This is a genomic window from Bacillus sp. FSL R5-0523 (assembly GCF_037975295.1).
GTDB classification, from domain to species: Bacteria; Bacillota; Bacilli; order Bacillales; family Bacillaceae; genus Bacillus; species Bacillus subtilis.
In genome coordinates, this window is sequence record NZ_CP150251.1 from 1,917,073 (window position 1) to 1,933,422 (window position 16,350).

Here is a 16,350-nt window from a genome sequence, read left to right on the forward strand (position 1 = left end):
GGAGAAATACAGGTGTAAAAGAGGGGGGACTAACTCCTCTTTAAACACACAGTGAGTGGAATAAGATCCTCACTTTATCTGCGCGTGCTTAGTATTTGCGATAATATTGCATTCGTAATAAATTATGCTTAGCAACTGTAAATGAAAGAAGGATATGAATAGTTATGACGCAATTCGATAAACAATACAATTCAATCATTAAGGATATTATGAATAATGGTATCTCAGACGAAGAATTTAATGTAAGAACCAAGTGGGACTCTGATGGGACACCGGCTCATACACTAAGCGTGATTAGTAAACAAATGAGATTCGACAACTCAGAGGTTCCGATTTTAACGACAAAAAAGGTTGCCTGGAAAACAGCCATTAAAGAGTTGCTCTGGATTTGGCAGCTGAAATCTAATGATGTTAATGATTTAAACAAGATGGGCGTACATATTTGGGATCAGTGGAAACAAGAAGACGGCACCATCGGACATGCATATGGATTTCAGCTGGGGAAGAAAAACAGAAGTCTAAATGGAGAAAAAGTGGATCAGGTTGATTATCTTCTTCATCAATTGCAGAACAACCCGTCTTCACGCAGACACATTACAATGCTATGGAATCCTGATGAATTAGACGCAATGGCCTTAACGCCATGTGTATACGAAACACAATGGTACGTTAAACATGGGAAACTCCACCTTGAGGTAAGAGCACGGAGCAATGACATGGCATTGGGAAATCCATTCAATGTATTCCAGTACAATGTGTTGCAGCGCATGATTGCTCAAGTGACTGGTTATGAGCTTGGTGAATATATCTTTAACATTGGGGATTGCCATGTGTACACACGTCATATAGAAAATTTGAAAATTCAAATGGAAAGAGAACAGTTTGAAGCACCTGAACTATGGATCAATCCTGAAGTGAAAGATTTTTATAACTTTACCATTGATGATTTCAAATTAATCAACTATAAACATGGGGACAAGCTTTTATTTGAGGTAGCGGTTTAATGCTGCCTTTTTATTGTGCAGTGAATGGATAGCAGGTATCCTATTTTCATTAAGCAATCTGGAAGATGAATAAAAATTGAAGGACAAACACGTATAATACATAAAAAAGATTAACTCTACAGTTAATCTTTTTTATTCAGAAGAAAATATCCTAACTTTGAAACTAAATACAAAGTAAAAGCAATCATTACAGTTCTAGATATTACAATTCCATGAATAGCTAGATCATATCCAGCAGGTACCAACGCATTTGTATTACACATAAAATATATAGATATTAGAAGTGCTACAATAACTAAAATCATTCCAAAAAGACTTGTTTTTTCATATTTCATACCAATTTCCACCCTTATTAAAGTTAGGTTTAAACAAAAGAGCTGAAGAAACGAACTATGACCAGTATGCTCCAAAGAAAACCGCCAGACAATGCTGGCGGATTTTTGCGGCTTCGTTTATTTATTAACAGAGATCGTAACGTTATTTCCTGCAACTGAAACCTTTGCGAAATCCTGTGTATCTACCACAGGAGTGACGGCTTTATTGTCGATTGTGATGTTGTTAAAAGATGTCGAAAAGGTTGCTTTGATCGCATCACGCTGGCTTTCATACGAAACAGCCGCGGTAGCAAGGGTTTTCCATTTTGAAATCGTGCCGATGTTGGTTCCTTGAATTTCTGTGATAATCCGTCCGGTGTAGCCGTCATTGTTCGTTCCCCAAAGGGTCATGCGCGTATTGCCGCTTAAATTTTTATAGATTGTCATTTGGACTGTGCTTCCAGGGCGGAAGCCTTTATTGTATGTGAATTTGTCTTTTCCTTCGATGTACGTTTCTTCATTTTTGGACCCAACCTTCATGAGGGGCTTCCAGACGTTGTATTGTTTGCTGTACTGAAGCCCGATATCGGCTTCAGTTCCGCTTGTTGCCCTAAAGCCAGAATAAATATAGGGAGTAGAGACCGAGTCGTTGTTTTTGACAGTTTCAGGAAGTGTGATTTTAGCTGTAAAAACGGTGCCCGTACTGTTCAGGTAGACACGGCCGCCGATTCCGTTAGGCAGCTGGGATGCTGCTTTTGCGACTTGAGCGTCTACCGCGCGTAAGCCTGGTATACCTGATGAAAGGGTTCCGAAAAGAACTGCTGTTCCTACTGCACCTGCAATCAATACTTTTTTCACCAAAATTCCCCCTTTAGATAGTGGTTTCGCTATTTATTATACCTTATTTTGGAACTGGATTAATGTATATAAATCGACAAAATATTTCATTTTGAGTGAAGTAAGGGACGAAACGCTTCGCCAAACTGAAAGCTATATACCTTTATCAGAGGAAAGAATGAGATCAAAATCGTTTTAACCGATTTGAAATTTTCCTCAAAATAAAAGTACAAATGCTTAAAGAAACGATCATTAAAAGGATGCCCGCTATCGTTTCCCAGCCTGTAAAAAAGAGGTGACGTTTCATCAATGTCTGTCCTTGTAAAATGATAAAAGCACAGATACCGACTAAGAAAAGAAAACAAATACTTAGGATTGCTAACGCTTTACGTGAGTATGTTTTCATTTCATCTTTAAAATACAGCAATACGAAAACAAAGCAGATAACATTGGCTATTGTGCTTATCATCTCAAAGCTTTTCATGACAACTGATATAAATAGACAAAGTAAAATGAGATAAAATACGATGTTTCTATACAAAAAACCTCTCCTTTTATGTATGATCCTCAAAGAGTTTATAAAAGTTTCTTTGTAACTGCAATAAACTGAATGCGCTCACTTATGAACTAACTAAACTATGTACTAAATATTCACTATTCTTTTTCAGATTCAGTCACCAAGGTTTTCATAGAAAGGGGAGCTTCAGAAATATACATATAGTGCACAAACAAAAAAAGACCCGGCAATAGCCGGGGGAAAGTAAAAACGAGGAGATGTTAATGGCGTTTAGTAGTGTTTTTTATGCTTTTTATACTCTACAACATAATCATAGTCTTTTTTATCGTGATCATAATATTTTTTATCATAGTCATCATATTTTTTGTCGTAATCACAGTCATCATATTTTTTATCATATTCGTAATACTTCTTATAATACGTTTTTTTGACCGTATAATACTCTTCTTTGTATTTTTTGTAATAACCCATATATACTCCTCCTTTATTTTTACTACGCTTTATTATACGGCGAGTAGATTTTGCGGCTTGGACAGTTAAAATCATAGAAGGAAAAAAGGGCTGTCCAAATGATTAAAAAAAGACAGATGACACAAAAACAAAAAAAATAAAGAGCCGATTTTTCATCGGCCCAAACGATTTATCCTACATTTGTTTGTCTTCTTTGTTTTCTGAGTCATTTTTTCTGATATCCTGAGTCAGTCCGCTTGTTGCTTGTTTAAATTCTGATAAGGCTTTTCCTGCTGCACGGCCAAGCGCCGGCAGTTTATCAGGCCCAAATACTAAAAAACCCACAAACAAAATAACGAGTATTTTTGTGAAGCTTAATTCCATATCCTTTTCCCCCCTGATTGAAGTACAACCTTTTAAACAAATTATAAGAGATAGCAGTACAAATGGGAATGCATTTATTTTGAACATTTAAAACCAAAACAAAGGCGGATTCATAAAACGGCTGCTGCTGAATATAATGTCCAATGCCACCTGCCTAAGAAGCGGGGAGGCAGACTGGATCAATTATGTAGCTCTGCCGGAAATGATACAAACGTATCTGCGGCTATCATTGAAATAGAGGAGTGGTGTAGCTATGAGATTCACTAAGGTAGTTGGATTTTTGTCTGTTTTAGGGTTTGCTGCGGTTTTTCCATTAACGGCACAAGCAGAAAAAGCCGGAACTGCGGGGGCTGGAGAGTGGGATAAGTTAGGGACTTACACATATACTTACTCAAGTCCGACGGTATACTCAACCGGAGGAGATTTTAGAGTGTGCCTTTCAGGAAGCACTCCTTTTTCTGTCTCACTGCACTTATATGAAGATGATCCCGGTGACAATCCTGATGATTATGTAGGGGCAAACTATTTTTCACCCGGAGAATGCCACACCTTTGGCAGTATTGGAAAATTTGTAGATGGGAGCAATAACAAGGCCGAGTTCTTTGTTACCGATTACTCTGGTAAATCTAAAACTGTTACGTTTTATGATTGATGGACTCAAATTGTGAAGTATAACCCTTGGGAAAAAACAAAAAAGAGAGATACCTCTCTCTTTTTTATGCTTCGATAGCCTTACGAAGCCGTTCATTTACAATGCCAGTCCAGCCGCCATCCATCTTGCCGCGAACGACGGAGCTTTTCTCGTTTGCTTTGCCGATCACTTCATTCGGCTCTTTCCAGCCGCTGTGAATAAGGGTAAACCCTGTCTTTTCCCCCAAGTCTTCTAATTGAAAGGTAACGACCCATCCTTCTGTATCCCATTCAAAAGAAAGTTCAGTTGGAGCTTGAACAGCCAAAACTTTACAAGGGGACGGCCCAAACGGTGATTGTAAGTGAAATTCTTGTCCTTCTTTGAGCTGAAAGTCATTGGGCATAAACCACTTGGCAATGCCTTCTGAAGTAGAGACTGTCTCCCAGACTTTCTGAATGGGAGCCTCTAGGGTAATGATTTTCGTAATATCTGGTAATGTATTTTCGTTGTTTTGAGCCATTTCGTTTACCTCTTGACATATGATGTTTTTTCAATTCAATCATATAATAACTAATAAGATCATGTCCATAGCGTGCATTATTTATGCTAGAGCTGCTGTTCAACAGCGTGTCAGTCGCCAGTCTGATCTGTGAATGGGAGAATTCTGCATGTTCGAGAAAGAGAGAGACGTGTATGTTGTCATTTCGTTCATGCTTGTTTGCTCAGCCGCAACTGTTATGTTTGAACTGGAATTCCTGTTCAGCCAATTTATTTTGCGATTTTTGTTTTAATAGTAAATGAGCCATTTTCTAAAACAGGAGGTTTTTTATGCTTGGAAAAATCAAAGCAGCCATTGATAACAGTCCAGGGAAGCCGGCCAGAATTTTAGTTAGTGAAAAAGCGTTTCAGCAATTAGAGGAAGAAATGCGCTATGTTTACGTTTCCAAACCGAAAACGATAATGGGGATTCCTGTGGAAGTTTCAGATCAGGCAGAAAGCTTCAAGCTGGAATTTTAGTTTTCCCAGACTGCTAAAAGGCTCATTTTGTGTTAATTATGCAAAATGGTCAGGTTGATTTCTTTAAAAGCATGATGAAATGTTCATCATGTTTTTTTTATTGAGAAAAAAGACGAACATAAAAAATAGGTATACGGGAAAAATAATCCTATTAGAGAGAGGGGAAATGACAGATGGATAACATGATATCAACACTTACTGATTGGAATGTGTGGTTTCAAGCGTTAGTAGTATTTCTCGTTCCATATGTAATCTATAAAGTGTTTACTTGGATTCATGTATAAGAAGGTGCAATGATGAGGTGGCGGAACAATCAGTACAAAACACAGAAGCAGCATAAATCAGATTATTCGACAGCTGAAAAGCAGGATCAGGATGTGTTAACCGGTAACATCGGATGCGATTTAGAACATGTAAAAAGAAAAATAGGACATAACGGGGACGTTCATTTCCGTGAGCTTGAAATCACTCAATTACATGTGAAAGCGGCATTGATCTTTGTTGAAGGACTGTCTGATCAGGACTTGATTAATAAAGGACTATCAGTGTTAGTCATGAATCAACCTAATCAGGTAAGCGATGAAATTTCTCAATCCGGCAAAGGTATTTTAACTTCGAAACAGATAAAAAATCAATTCGTATCAATCGGTGATGTCATAGAATCAGAGAAAATCAGTGATATCGTGTTGAATGTTTTCATGGGGTCGACAGCGCTTCTCATTGATGGAATACCGCAGGCCTTTCTTCTGGGAACTGTAAAAAAACAAAATCGAAGTATCGAGGAGCCGCTTTCAGAAGCGCTTGTCAGAGGGCCGCGCACAGGCTTTACAGAAGAGTTGAGTACGAATACAGCTCTTTTGAGACAGCAAGGAAAAAATGATCAATTAACATTGCAGAGATTTGAAGTAGGAACACGATTAAAAAAGGATTTAATCATCGCTTATATGAATGACATTGCAGATCCAAAAGTAGTCGAGGAAGTAAGAAAAAGAGTGAGAGGGATTGAGATCGATCATTTGCCGGAGTCAGGCTACGTTGAACAGTTAATTGAGGATAATTACTTGAGCCCATTCCCGCAAGTACAGAGTACAGAACGTCCTGATCGCGTCATAAGCGGACTAATGGAAGGAAGAGTAGCCATTCTGCTTGACGGCACTCCGTTTGCTTTGATTGTTCCAGTCACTTTCAGCATGATGCTTCAATCGCCTGAAGATTATTATGAACGGTGGTTCCCGAGCTCGCTCATCAGATTGCTGAGGTTCATCGCAGCAATGATAACGTTATTTGCACCCGCTTTATATATATCATTTATTTCTTTTCATCCTGGGTTAATTCCGACCAAGCTGGCGATTTCAATTTCCGGGACGCGCCAAGGTGTTCCGTTCCCATCCCTCATAGAAGCCTTATTTATGGAAGTCGCGATCGAAATTTTAAGAGAGGCGGGGCTTCGTCTGCCAAAACCGATTGGACCCGCAATTGGCATAGTTGGCGGATTAATCATCGGGGAAGCAGCTGTGCAGGCGGGGATTGTCAGTCCAATCATGGTCATTGTTGTTGCGCTCACAGCAATTTCTTCATTTGCCATCCCGCATTATAGCACAGGTATAGCACTTCGGATGCTTCGGTTTGGCGCGATGTTTTGTGCGGCGGTGTTTGGATTGTTTGGAGTCATTATGTATTATCTGCTGCTAAGCAGCCATGTCGTAAAACTAAAGAGCTTTGGTGTGCCATACGCAAGTCCGGCAGTGCCCTATCAATTAAAAGATTGGAAAGACTTTGTTATCAGAATGCCTCTTTTAGTTATGAAGCGCCGGCCTAAAATGATGAATACAGATAATACAAAACGGGTGAAGTGATGAACTCGACAGGATGGTGATAAAGTCTCATGTTCAGCCCAACCAGTAAAATCACAACCGCTCAGGCAACGATTATCATCATTAATTATATGCTTGCTGCCGGAGTTCTTACGCTCCCTCGGACAGTAACAGAACAAACACAATCTCCTGATGGATGGATTTCAATTTTATTAGGCGGGGTCCTAGCGGTAATAGCCGGGATGATTATCGTTAAATTAAGCCAGCAGTATCCTAAGGAGACCTTTTATGAATACTCCCGACATATTGTAGGAAAATGGCTCGGGCATCTGATCAGTATTGTTTTTATTACTTATTTTCTGGCACTCGGTGCATTTGAAGTCAGAGTCATGTCCGAAATCGTGGATTTTTTTCTCCTCGAAGGGACACCGTCTTGGGCCATCATTATGACAGTTCTTTGGATTGGGATTTATTCAATTACACAAGGCCTAGATCCGATTGCACGGCTTTTTGAAATGATTTTTCCGATTACGGTCATCATCTTTTTAACGATAGCCCTCATGAGTTTAGGCATATTTGAGATCAACAATTTGCGCCCTGTATTAGGTGATGGAATCATGCCGGTTCTTAGAGGAGTAAAGACAACGAACCTTTCATTTACATGTTCAGAAATTATGTTTATTTTAGTAGCATTTATGAAAAAGCCGAAAAATGCGGTGAAAGCAGTTGTGATCGGAACAAGCGTTGTGACCAGTTTTTATATGATTACACTGATTATGGTCATCGGTGCACTATCAGTTGAGGGAGTTGTGACGAGAACATGGCCGGGGCTTGATCTGATGAGAAGTTTTGAAATACCTGGTTTAATATTTGAACGGTTTGAATCATTTCTGCTTGTGATTTGGATTATGCAGCTTTTTGCCACGTTTATTATCACTTTTTATGCAGCTTCCCTGGGAGTCTCACAAGTTTTTAAAAAGAAACCCCTTTCATGTATGTTTGGGCTGCTTCCTGTTATTTATATCCTCTCTTGCATGCCGAAAAATGAAAATGACGTCTTTATATTGGGCGATACGGTAAGTCATATCGCTTTGTATATATTTGGCGCATTGCCGATTTTGCTGTTAGTCATTTCGAAATGGAGGAAAAGAGGTGAAAAGTAAACTAAAACGTCAATTGCCTGCTATGGTCATGGTATGTTTGCTGATGATTTGCGTAACAGGATGCTGGAGCAGCCGAGAAATAGAAGATCTGGGTCTCACATTCGCTATCGCAATTGATAAAGGAAAAGAAACGAACACTGAAAAAGAGTTAAAAGAAGAGGGCGGGAGCTATCCGAAAAAAGACAACATTACGCTGACCTATCAATTTGTTAATGAAAAAGCGGCAGGCGCGGGCACTGGCGGGGGAGGCGGTAGCGGACAAGGAGCGCAAAAAGCGTATATTAATATTAGTGAAACAGGGGATTCATTACAGCAGATCGGAAGTGAGGTTGCACTAAGGCGGGACCGAGAAGTGTTTAGCCCGCATTTAAAAGTTGTTGTCATGAGTGAAGATGTGCTGCACACATTTCCTATCGACGAAATGCTGGATCAATTTTTTCGTGATAATGAAATCAGGCTAAGCTGTCTTGTTTTATCTGCTAAAGGGGAAGCAAGAGAAGCTCTCCAGCTGAAAGAGAACGGAGAAATTCCGGCTTTTCGGCTGATTGGATTAGGTGAAAATGAACATAAAGTTTCCAAAATTCTTTCCCCTGTGACACTCGCGAAACTAATTGGAAAACTGCATTCTGGCAGCAGCTTTTTACTGCAAAATGTGGTCGCAGCGAATGGAGCGATCAAGTATGCCGGAGCAGCTGTAATTAACGGAAAGTCGAAAAAAATGATCGGCACCTTAAATGAATATGAAACTGAGGGGATTACATGGATTAGAGGGGAAGGAAAAGGCGGGGTTGTCAAAAGCCATGATAAAAAGAGCCAACAGACGTTAGCGTACGATATCAATAAAATCAAAAGCAAAATTCATCCAATCGTAAAAGGGACGGATATTTCATTCCATGTCGATATTGAATCAGAAGGCGATTTGGTTGAAAACTGGAACACAAAAGAGGCGTTGGACACCCAGTTTATAGATCGTCTCGAAACGACTATTGAAAACGAAGTAAAGAAAATAGTTGGTCATGTATTAAAAAAAATCCAGCATGATTATAAAGCAGATGTTGCGGGTTTTGATGAATCTTTAAGACTTACATATCCTCACTTATGGAAAAGGGTGAAAAATAACTGGGATGACACCTTCAGTAAAGCCGACATCACATATAGTGTGAACGTCACAATTACTCATTACGGCACGGTTAAAACTCAGTAATGAATCCCAAGGAAGAGAAGGAAACCTCTCTTCTCTTTTTTATGCATTTTTTAGGATAAAGATACTTTTTTTGGAGAGATATACACTTTTCAAATCGACCAATATGCTAATATAGGAATTGCTTGAAATAGAAGGGAGAAGGGGCTGTGAGGCAGAAACCGATTTATGTAGAAATCGAAATGAAATCTGATCTGGATACACTCTGGGAATATACACAAAACCCATCACTGCATAAGGAATGGGATCTCCGGTTTTCAAATATTACGTATTTGAATAGACAACCATGCGAAAAACAGAAGTTTCTTTACGAAACAAAAATAGGCTTTGGATTAAAGGTGTCAGGTACTGGAGAAACCGTCGGTGTTTTCAACAAATGTTCATCTGAAAGGTCTTCTTCACTGGCTTTTGGCTCTGATCATCCACTATCTCTGATTCGGCATGGAAGCGGCTACTGGAAGTATATACAGAGAGAAAATGGGAAAATGACGTTTTTAACACAGTACCAATACAAAACAGCCTACGGACTGCCGGGAAGATGGATCGATCGTTTATTATTTCGACCGCTGCTTGGCTGGGCGACTGCCTGGAGCTTTGATGCATTAAGGCTTTGGGTTGAGCAAAATAAACATCCGAAGCGCTTCATTCGATCCGCTATCATCTATGTGTTCATGTGTCTGTTTTTCAGCCTGTTTTGGTTCTATCAAGGCTTTGCAGGTGTTAAGACAAGCATATTGGCAGGAACAGCGGAGATAGGCTTAGCTATTTTGTGGCTGATTCCTTTAAAAAGAAAATGGATCATTCATGGTGTCCAGGCTTGTATTTTTGCTGGGTTTGCTTGTCTAGGTTCCGAAATATTCATGTGGGTTCTATTGAGTGTGTTTTCCGCTGCAAGCGGCGCTCTTAGCCTGCAGCTCCCCAGTGCCAGGCGCACAAAACGAAAGAGAAAGAAGTGACATTGTGAGTTCGATTTATGAAAAATCAATTATTAACTATCATTTGCTGCATCCCAAGCTGCAGAAACGGTACCAATTAGACGGGTCTCATACATTCAGCGGGACGGGAACGATGTCAGAAATAAGCGGAAGCTCTTTTCTGGTTAGAATGCTGTTAAAGCTGGGTGTTTTTTTCAGATGCTTCTTTTCTGAGAGAGGCAAAGACATTCCATTTACAATACAAAATAGAACTTGTCTTTTGAAATCGCAACATACAGGGATAGAATGGAAGCGTACATTTTTCTTTAAAGGCAAAAAACGTTATTTTGACGCGATAATGATATATGACGAGAAAGAAAATAGAATACTTGATTTCTTCGGCAAACCTCATCTGCTGCTGTCTGTTTTGACGTTCGAGGCATCTCATGACGGCTCTCTTACGATCACATCGGGAAAGCAATGGCTATTAATATGCGGAAAAAGAATCCCGCTGCCGAAATGGCTGACCGGTACATCCGTAGTTTGCGAAACGTTTGATGAAAAAAAGAATTGTTTCACCATTGAAGTGCATGTGCAAAATACAATTCTTGGCACTCTTTTCTTTTATAAAGGAACGTTTCAGGAGGAAGAGAGAGAATCATGAAACGAAATGGCATAGTCAGTGCGCTTTGTTTTATAGGATTTCTTGCAGCGGAAGCACCGGATATTTCAGTGGCAGAGGCACTCGTTTTGTTATCCATTCTTTTTTTTGTGCCGGGAATTTTCCCTTTTGTTTTTCGTCAATCGCCGGTTCGTGCTGCTCAGTTTATGGAATATGGGCTAATCCAGTGCTATCCGGCAGCCGCATTCTTTGCGGTGCTGGCTCTAGTGACGGAGGTTGGAGGTTTCGCGCTAATCTGGTGGATGTACACAGTTTTTATTGCATTGTATGCGATCCTCCGCCTTTGGGAAACAAAGATACATAGAATCGAAGAGACATCAGTTTTGTTCGGTCTTATTTATTTGGCGGGAGGAGGATTTTGGTTTTTTGCTTATGCTGCCCATTTGCAGATCATGCAATTTGGCCCTCTCATCATTTTGCTGACTGCTGTCCACTTTCACTATTCTGCTTTTCTGATCCCGATCTTCAACGGCTTACTCGGCAGAACCATTAGAAAACATCGGATGTTGTATAGTTGGATAACATGGGTGATTTTGCTTTCGCCCCTTCTTATCGCACTGGGCATCACATATTCAAAAACACTTGATGTCATTGCGGTTAGCATTTATATGGCGGCGATTTATCTTCATGCATTTTTGGTGTTCACGGCAGCTTTTCGCACCAAGATGGGGACATTTCTTATTCGGCTTTCTTCCGCTGTTTTAATGATAACGATTGCTTTCTCGATGATTTATTCATTTGGTGTATTTCGGCAAGAAGTTACATTGACCATCAATCAGATGATTTGGATTCACGGTTTTGTCAACGCGTTTGGTGTTATCTTGCCCGCTCTCATAGGGTGGAGAATAGAGGATCCGAAGCCTTTTGATGCAGACAGTGTAAAGACATTCAGCCGTATCTACGGAAAAAGAAAGATTGGAGAAGAATTTTTAGCTAACATTCAAGCTGAAAATAACGCTCGGTACAGCGGACTTGTGGATGATATGGACAGCCTGCGTTCAAAAGATTTTTCACCAGAAAAACTGGCGCCACTCATTCTTTCGTTTTATGAACAAACCATCGAATACAATATTAAAGCAAAAGTAACATGGAGCACGTGGTTTTGGCCGCTTGCAATTATTTACGAATGGTTCAGCAGAAGAATCGGCCAAATACATCTTTCGACGAACCCTGACTGGTATAGGATGTACAGCAAGATAAAAGGTGTTCCTTCGAAAAAAGACGGAAGGGAAAGAGTTCGTGCCTGGATTAGAACAAATGAAAAAAACGAAACCATTTTTACTGCGCTATATTCAATGTACCGTTCAAATGGAGAGGGGTATATGAATATTTCTTTGCCGCTTCCATTCAGCAGCATGACAGGTATTTTAAAACCATATCATCATCAGGAGAAGCTGGTTTTAACAAGCAGGCGGAGAAAAAGCAGAGCGGGGGATGAGGGAATTTATCTGCAAACAAGAGCGGGAACTTGTCCGCTTCCTTTATCTGAAACCTTTCTGATAGAAGCTGCACATGACAACAAATTAACCGCTGTTCATCATATGTGGCTGTTTGGAATAAAATTTCTAACTGTTCATTACAGCATTACACATATTAACCAGCCTATTGAAAGAACCTAACACAAAGAAGAAGCTTCGTCTGCCAGTTGTAATAGATGCACTGTTTTAAAAAAATTCTGCGCCGCATCAAGACAGGAAAGGAAGGGTTTATGGTGTTTTATATCAGTTTATTTCTGATTCTTTGGCTGGCTGCGGGGTTTGCAGTGGGAATGAAACAAGTGTATGTCGATCAGCTGTTTGATAAAGCTGTGATCGAAAGGATGGAAAAAGAAGCGAATGATCATGGACACGCTGACCGGATGATCAAACAGCGCGCCCTTTATATTGCAGCAGTGACATTAAGCGGGTTTATTTCTGTTTATTATGAAATGAAAACAATCCCGCAAAGGCGAAACATAAGAAAAATTGAAAAAAACATCATGAAATTAAATCAAGCAAAAAAACGAAGAATGAAGAGAAAATAAAAATGCACAGGCCAAAGGGCAGGTGCATTTTTGTTTTGTATGGAAATGGGGGAGGTGGTGCCAGCTTACTTTTCATAAATTCAAAAATGAGAAGAACAGCGCCCGGGCTAATGGTATATAATATTGTGAATTTAACAAAAATTTAACAAGGAGGACAAGAGAATTCGTGCTAAAGCCTCAAAGAGACCTACATCCTGTTGATTTGGACTTAGAGGCGGAGTAGATGAAACCGGCCAAAGTATCCCTGCTCCGCCGTTTGCTCCATTCCTTGAAGCATGTTGATTGTAACATAGCCAAACGTTTTCCATCAACTATTAAAATTGTAAAATTATTGTTTATTTTTATGGTATTTACTCCGATTTCTTCAATTTATGCTGAAGATGTATATCAGAATTTTGAGGAATTAAAAAACAATGAAGATCCTTCTGATTACGACATTTTTACGAAAGAAACCGGAAGCCCTGTTCTTGTTTTAGCTATTCACGGAGGAGGTATTGAAGGCGGGACAAGTGAAGTAGCGAGAGAGCTCAGCAAAGAGTACTCGATGTATTTATTTGAAGGCTTAAAATCGACAGGAAACTCAGTCCTGCACATTACGAGCACGCACTTTGATGAACCTCGGGCCCTTAAAATGACGGGAAATCATGAATATGTCATTTCATTACACGGGTACGCAGAAGAAGATCAGCAGATCGAAGTCGGCGGTACAGATCGCGTAAGAGCGGCAGATTTAGTTGAGAAATTGCAGCATGCCGGTTTTCCTGCTGTATTGCTCAATACGGACCATCCACATGCGGGTGTTAGTCCGAATAACATTGCAAATAAATCAAAAACAGGTTTAAGTATCCAGATAGAAATGAGCACTGGCTTTCGAAAGTCTTTGTTCGGCATCTTTTCTTTAAAAAGCAGAGCTGTTACTCAAAATGAGAGGTTTTATAAGTTTACAGAAGTGATGTTCCGTTTTCTCAAAAATAGCTACTGAAAAATAGGAGGCGATAAGACAGCCTCCTATTTTTTATGCTTCTCATTCGTTTCGGGAAACAGCTCGTCCGCGGCTTCCGTTTGATACTGCAACGTGTTATCTCTCGCTGACAGTTCATTTCGGAAATTTTCATCAAGTACATTTTTCAGTAAATACCGATGAAAAAAGTATTCAAAAACAGTAAGACAGGCAGCAGAAAGGAGAGCTGCTCCAAATGGTGAGAAATCGTTTCTTGTTTGGGTTAAAACAAATACCCAAAGAATAACGAATGAAAGGCCAAAGTCAGCCAATGAAGCTGTAATATTGTTTGTTCTGGGTAAGATGAGCATGTCACCAGAAAGATAGGAAACAAAACCTAAGAAAAGTGCAATAAACATCACACTTAAAAAGGATGCGTGATAGACTCTGTCCAATATCACATATAAAAGGGCGAGAGTGAAAGCAATCTTTGAAGCAAGCGCAATGATATGTTTCATTTGACCACCTAATTTGTTATTTTTGAAGAAAATTCTTGGACGTAAACAAATGATAAATAATGCAATTCAAAACCATTCATAATGGTCATGTTACTATTTTAAACAGTCCGTTTTTGTTTACACTGGTATTTTTTTTCAGCAGTATGAAACTTTCTTATGAAAAAAGACGTATATGTGGATGATCAGCTTTCAAGGGGGGAATGATTTGTGGAGATAAAAGGAATCAATCACTTGCTATTTTCAGTTTCGCATTTGGATACATCGATTGATTTTTATCAAAAAGTGTTTGATGCAAAGCTTTTGGTAAAGGGAAGAACAACTGCATATTTTGACATGAACGGCATCTGGCTAGCGCTTAATGAAGAACCAGACATCCCGAGAAATGACATTAAGCTTTCTTATACCCATATTGCTTTTACAATTGAAGATCATGAATTTGAGGAGGTATCAGCTAAATTAAAAAGACTTCATGTCAATATTCTGCCTGGCAGAGAACGAGATGAACGCGATCGAAAATCAATTTATTTTACCGACCCTGACGGCCACAAATTTGAATTTCATACCGGAACCCTTCAAGACAGGCTTCGATATTACAAACAAGAAAAAAACCATATGCACTTTTATGATGAAACGGCCTTTTGATATCACACACCATATTTCATATAAGGTTAAATTGAAAGAAGGGTGTTGGTGGAGACTTTATGTTTGGGGAAGGTTTCTACCCGATTAGTTCAACGATGCCATATCTTTTGAACTGCACAAGTGATTGGGTGCAGGTGAAATTGAAATACATATTACATTTTATATGAAGAAAGCAAGCTGTTTTAACAGAGTGTTGAACTACCTAAACTATGTACTAAATTTTCAGTTATATCAATTGCCTCGCCCTTTAATAAATATAAAACCGCATCCTTCCACGACCTAAAAAATGAAACGTTTTTAAGAAGATAGCGTCTAATATTCTAAACGTACATATTTTGAACAAAAGTTTCCTGAAGGAAAGAAAATTTCTTGACTTCAACAATTGTTTGGTGGATAATTATGGTGTAAACATGATGTTCTTTTTCCTCCTATTCAGGCTCGCACCCAAAAGTCAGGGCGAGCCTGCTTTTTTTGAACAACAAACCCCCTCTCCGTAAAGGAAAAGGGGGTTATTTCATGCATCTGATAGATCAATAGATTAATGGACGGTTCTGAACACGCCAATCACTTTCCCTAGAATGCTGACATTCTGCAAAATGATAGGTTCCATCGTTGGGTTCTCAGGCTGCAAGCGAATGTGTGTATCCTCTTTATAGAATCGTTTTACAGTTGCTTCATCATCTTCTGTCATCGCAACTACAATTTCCCCATTGTTCGCTGTGTTTTGCTGTTTAACGATGACATAGTCCTTATCGAGAATACCAGCATCTATCATACTGTCTCCCATAATCTCCAGCATAAATACATGCTCGTCTGGAGGAACCATGCGGTCAGGGAGCGGAAAATATTCTTCAATATTTTCTACTGCAGTAATAGGAGATCCCGCCGTGACTTTACCGATGACTGGTACATTAACGACCTGGCTTTGCGGAATGTCTACTTCTTCATCAAGAATTTCTATTGCTCTTGGTTTTGTCGGATCCCGTCTGATCAGCCCTTTTGTTTCCAAGCGGGCCAAATGGCCGTGGACAGTAGAGCTGGACGCAAGCCCGACAGCCTCTCCGATCTCTCTCACGGAAGGCGGATATCCTTTTGATTTAACCTCTGCTTTAATAAAACGGAGGATATCAAGTTGCCTTTTTGATAGCTTCGTCATTTTTCGCACCTCAAAACGTCGATTTTAAGAAGATTATAGCATGATTTTCCTTACAGTACAAACATAGGTTCGAAAAAACAATTGACAGAAACGTTTGTTCGTATATACTGAAATTATAAAAATGCGAACAAACATTCCTGTTG

Annotated in this window: 21 protein-coding genes and 2 pseudogenes; 15 read left to right on the forward strand and 8 right to left on the reverse strand. The window is 39.5% G+C overall.

What is annotated here, in order from left to right; all coding sequences use genetic code 11:
- Positions 1-164 precede the first annotated feature (164 nt).
- Positions 165-1,004 (forward strand): thymidylate synthase, encoded by an 840-nt coding sequence (locus tag NYE53_RS09580; RefSeq protein ID WP_339248380.1) that lies wholly within the window; start codon positions 165-167, stop codon positions 1,002-1,004.
- 122 nt (positions 1,005-1,126) lie between these two features.
- Here NYE53_RS09580 and NYE53_RS09585 read toward each other — a convergent pair whose 3' ends face one another.
- The 5 genes from NYE53_RS09585 to tatAC form a co-directional block, all read right to left on the reverse strand.
- Positions 1,127-1,414, reverse strand: coding sequence for a hypothetical protein (locus NYE53_RS09585; protein ID WP_125121357.1), 288 nt, complete (start codon positions 1,412-1,414; stop codon positions 1,127-1,129).
- A gap of 42 nt (positions 1,415-1,456) precedes the next feature.
- The gene (locus tag NYE53_RS09590) at positions 1,457-2,179 is read right to left on the reverse strand and encodes a YrpD family protein (RefSeq protein ID WP_335389033.1); all 723 of its coding nucleotides are present in this window, start codon (positions 2,177-2,179) and stop codon (positions 1,457-1,459) included.
- A 160-nt stretch (positions 2,180-2,339) separates the two neighbouring features.
- Positions 2,340-2,696, reverse strand: coding sequence for a YoqO family protein (locus tag NYE53_RS09595; RefSeq protein WP_339248382.1), 357 nt, complete (start codon positions 2,694-2,696; stop codon positions 2,340-2,342).
- Positions 2,697-2,942: 246 nt separating this feature from the next.
- Positions 2,943-3,143 (reverse strand): spore coat protein CotC, encoded by a 201-nt coding sequence (locus NYE53_RS09600; protein ID WP_014479921.1) that lies wholly within the window; start codon positions 3,141-3,143, stop codon positions 2,943-2,945.
- A 174-nt stretch (positions 3,144-3,317) separates the two neighbouring features.
- Complete coding sequence (tatAC, locus tag NYE53_RS09605) at positions 3,318-3,506, reverse strand: twin-arginine translocase TatAC (RefSeq protein WP_003231634.1); 189 nt, start codon at positions 3,504-3,506, stop codon at positions 3,318-3,320.
- Positions 3,507-3,578: 72 nt separating this feature from the next.
- Between tatAC and NYE53_RS09610 the strand changes: the two are divergent.
- Both NYE53_RS09610 and NYE53_RS09615 read left to right on the forward strand, forming a co-directional pair.
- Positions 3,579-3,744: pseudogene (locus NYE53_RS09610) on the forward strand (hypothetical protein).
- Positions 3,745-3,759: 15 nt separating this feature from the next.
- Positions 3,760-4,158 (forward strand): hypothetical protein, encoded by a 399-nt coding sequence (locus NYE53_RS09615; RefSeq protein ID WP_100506857.1) that lies wholly within the window; start codon positions 3,760-3,762, stop codon positions 4,156-4,158.
- Between the two features lie 64 nt (positions 4,159-4,222).
- Here NYE53_RS09615 and NYE53_RS09620 read toward each other — a convergent pair whose 3' ends face one another.
- Positions 4,223-4,657 carry an SRPBCC domain-containing protein gene (locus tag NYE53_RS09620; RefSeq protein WP_339248385.1) on the reverse strand — a complete coding sequence of 145 codons (435 nt, stop codon included), beginning with the start codon at positions 4,655-4,657 and terminating at the stop codon, positions 4,223-4,225.
- A 148-nt stretch (positions 4,658-4,805) separates the two neighbouring features.
- On the opposite strand from NYE53_RS09620, the gene NYE53_RS09625 reads away from it, so the two are divergent.
- The 10 genes from NYE53_RS09625 to pghL all read left to right on the forward strand — a co-directional run bounded on the left by NYE53_RS09625 (position 4,806) and on the right by pghL (position 13,933).
- Positions 4,806-4,928, forward strand: a complete 123-nt coding sequence (locus tag NYE53_RS09625) for a hypothetical protein (RefSeq protein ID WP_015713998.1) — start codon at positions 4,806-4,808, stop codon at positions 4,926-4,928.
- 37 nt (positions 4,929-4,965) lie between these two features.
- Positions 4,966-5,154, forward strand: a complete 189-nt coding sequence (locus NYE53_RS09630) for a hypothetical protein (RefSeq protein WP_021479214.1) — start codon at positions 4,966-4,968, stop codon at positions 5,152-5,154.
- Between the two features lie 293 nt (positions 5,155-5,447).
- A complete protein-coding gene (locus NYE53_RS09635) occupies positions 5,448-7,010 on the forward strand; it encodes a spore germination protein (RefSeq protein WP_339248388.1) in 1,563 nt (520 codons plus the stop codon).
- 29 nt (positions 7,011-7,039) lie between these two features.
- Positions 7,040-8,131 (forward strand): spore germination protein, encoded by a 1,092-nt coding sequence (locus NYE53_RS09640; protein WP_336154823.1) that lies wholly within the window; start codon positions 7,040-7,042, stop codon positions 8,129-8,131.
- Entirely contained in the window at positions 8,121-9,335 is a 1,215-nt protein-coding gene (locus tag NYE53_RS09645) for a Ger(x)C family spore germination protein (RefSeq protein ID WP_336154825.1), read from the forward strand. Before NYE53_RS09640 ends, NYE53_RS09645 begins: the two co-directional genes overlap by 11 nt.
- 146 nt (positions 9,336-9,481) lie before the next feature.
- Complete coding sequence (locus tag NYE53_RS09650) at positions 9,482-10,288, forward strand: hypothetical protein (protein WP_339248390.1); 807 nt, start codon at positions 9,482-9,484, stop codon at positions 10,286-10,288.
- A gap of 4 nt (positions 10,289-10,292) precedes the next feature.
- A complete protein-coding gene (locus NYE53_RS09655; protein ID WP_339248393.1) occupies positions 10,293-10,910 on the forward strand; it encodes a DUF4166 domain-containing protein in 618 nt (205 codons plus the stop codon).
- Entirely contained in the window at positions 10,907-12,547 is a 1,641-nt protein-coding gene (locus NYE53_RS09660; protein ID WP_339248395.1) for a YndJ family protein, read from the forward strand. The genes NYE53_RS09655 and NYE53_RS09660 overlap by 4 nt, the downstream gene beginning before the upstream one ends.
- Positions 12,548-12,636: 89 nt before the next feature.
- Entirely contained in the window at positions 12,637-12,951 is a 315-nt protein-coding gene (locus NYE53_RS09665) for a membrane protein (protein ID WP_031314944.1), read from the forward strand.
- Between the two features lie 223 nt (positions 12,952-13,174).
- Positions 13,175-13,933 carry a gamma-polyglutamate hydrolase PghL gene (gene pghL / locus NYE53_RS09670; protein ID WP_021479204.1) on the forward strand — a complete coding sequence of 253 codons (759 nt, stop codon included), beginning with the start codon at positions 13,175-13,177 and terminating at the stop codon, positions 13,931-13,933.
- Between the two features lie 26 nt (positions 13,934-13,959).
- Here pghL and NYE53_RS09675 read toward each other — a convergent pair whose 3' ends face one another.
- A complete protein-coding gene (locus NYE53_RS09675; protein WP_339248397.1) occupies positions 13,960-14,409 on the reverse strand; it encodes a YndM family protein in 450 nt (149 codons plus the stop codon).
- Between the two features lie 207 nt (positions 14,410-14,616).
- On the opposite strand from NYE53_RS09675, the gene fosM reads away from it, so the two are divergent.
- Positions 14,617-15,051, forward strand: a complete 435-nt coding sequence (gene fosM, locus NYE53_RS09680) for a FosM family fosfomycin resistance protein (protein WP_070549066.1) — start codon at positions 14,617-14,619, stop codon at positions 15,049-15,051.
- Positions 14,960-15,237: pseudogene (locus NYE53_RS09685) on the forward strand (hypothetical protein). The gene fosM and the pseudogene NYE53_RS09685 overlap by 92 nt, the downstream one beginning before the upstream one ends.
- Positions 15,238-15,589: 352 nt before the next feature.
- Here the strand turns inward: NYE53_RS09685 and lexA are convergent.
- On the reverse strand, positions 15,590-16,207 hold the full coding sequence (lexA, locus tag NYE53_RS09690) for a transcriptional repressor LexA (RefSeq protein WP_003238209.1): 618 nt from the start codon (positions 16,205-16,207) through the stop codon (positions 15,590-15,592).
- Positions 16,208-16,350: the final 143 nt, after the last annotated feature.

Coding starts and splice junctions, on each gene's coding strand:
- NYE53_RS09640 (WP_336154823.1), top strand. CDS start 7,040: ATGTTCAGCCCAACCAGTAAAATCACAACCGCTCAGGCAACGATTATC.
- NYE53_RS09600 (WP_014479921.1), bottom strand. CDS start 3,143: ATGGGTTATTACAAAAAATACAAAGAAGAGTATTATACGGTCAAAAAA.
- pghL (WP_021479204.1), top strand. CDS start 13,175: ATGAAACCGGCCAAAGTATCCCTGCTCCGCCGTTTGCTCCATTCCTTG.
- NYE53_RS09660 (WP_339248395.1), top strand. CDS start 10,907: ATGAAACGAAATGGCATAGTCAGTGCGCTTTGTTTTATAGGATTTCTT.
- NYE53_RS09675 (WP_339248397.1), bottom strand. CDS start 14,409: ATGAAACATATCATTGCGCTTGCTTCAAAGATTGCTTTCACTCTCGCC.
- tatAC (WP_003231634.1), bottom strand. CDS start 3,506: ATGGAATTAAGCTTCACAAAAATACTCGTTATTTTGTTTGTGGGTTTT.
- NYE53_RS09630 (WP_021479214.1), top strand. CDS start 4,966: ATGCTTGGAAAAATCAAAGCAGCCATTGATAACAGTCCAGGGAAGCCG.
- NYE53_RS09620 (WP_339248385.1), bottom strand. CDS start 4,657: ATGGCTCAAAACAACGAAAATACATTACCAGATATTACGAAAATCATT.
- lexA (WP_003238209.1), bottom strand. CDS start 16,207: ATGACGAAGCTATCAAAAAGGCAACTTGATATCCTCCGTTTTATTAAA.
- NYE53_RS09625 (WP_015713998.1), top strand. CDS start 4,806: ATGTTCGAGAAAGAGAGAGACGTGTATGTTGTCATTTCGTTCATGCTT.
- NYE53_RS09635 (WP_339248388.1), top strand. CDS start 5,448: ATGATGAGGTGGCGGAACAATCAGTACAAAACACAGAAGCAGCATAAA.
- NYE53_RS09615 (WP_100506857.1), top strand. CDS start 3,760: ATGAGATTCACTAAGGTAGTTGGATTTTTGTCTGTTTTAGGGTTTGCT.
- NYE53_RS09580 (WP_339248380.1), top strand. CDS start 165: ATGACGCAATTCGATAAACAATACAATTCAATCATTAAGGATATTATG.
- NYE53_RS09665 (WP_031314944.1), top strand. CDS start 12,637: ATGGTGTTTTATATCAGTTTATTTCTGATTCTTTGGCTGGCTGCGGGG.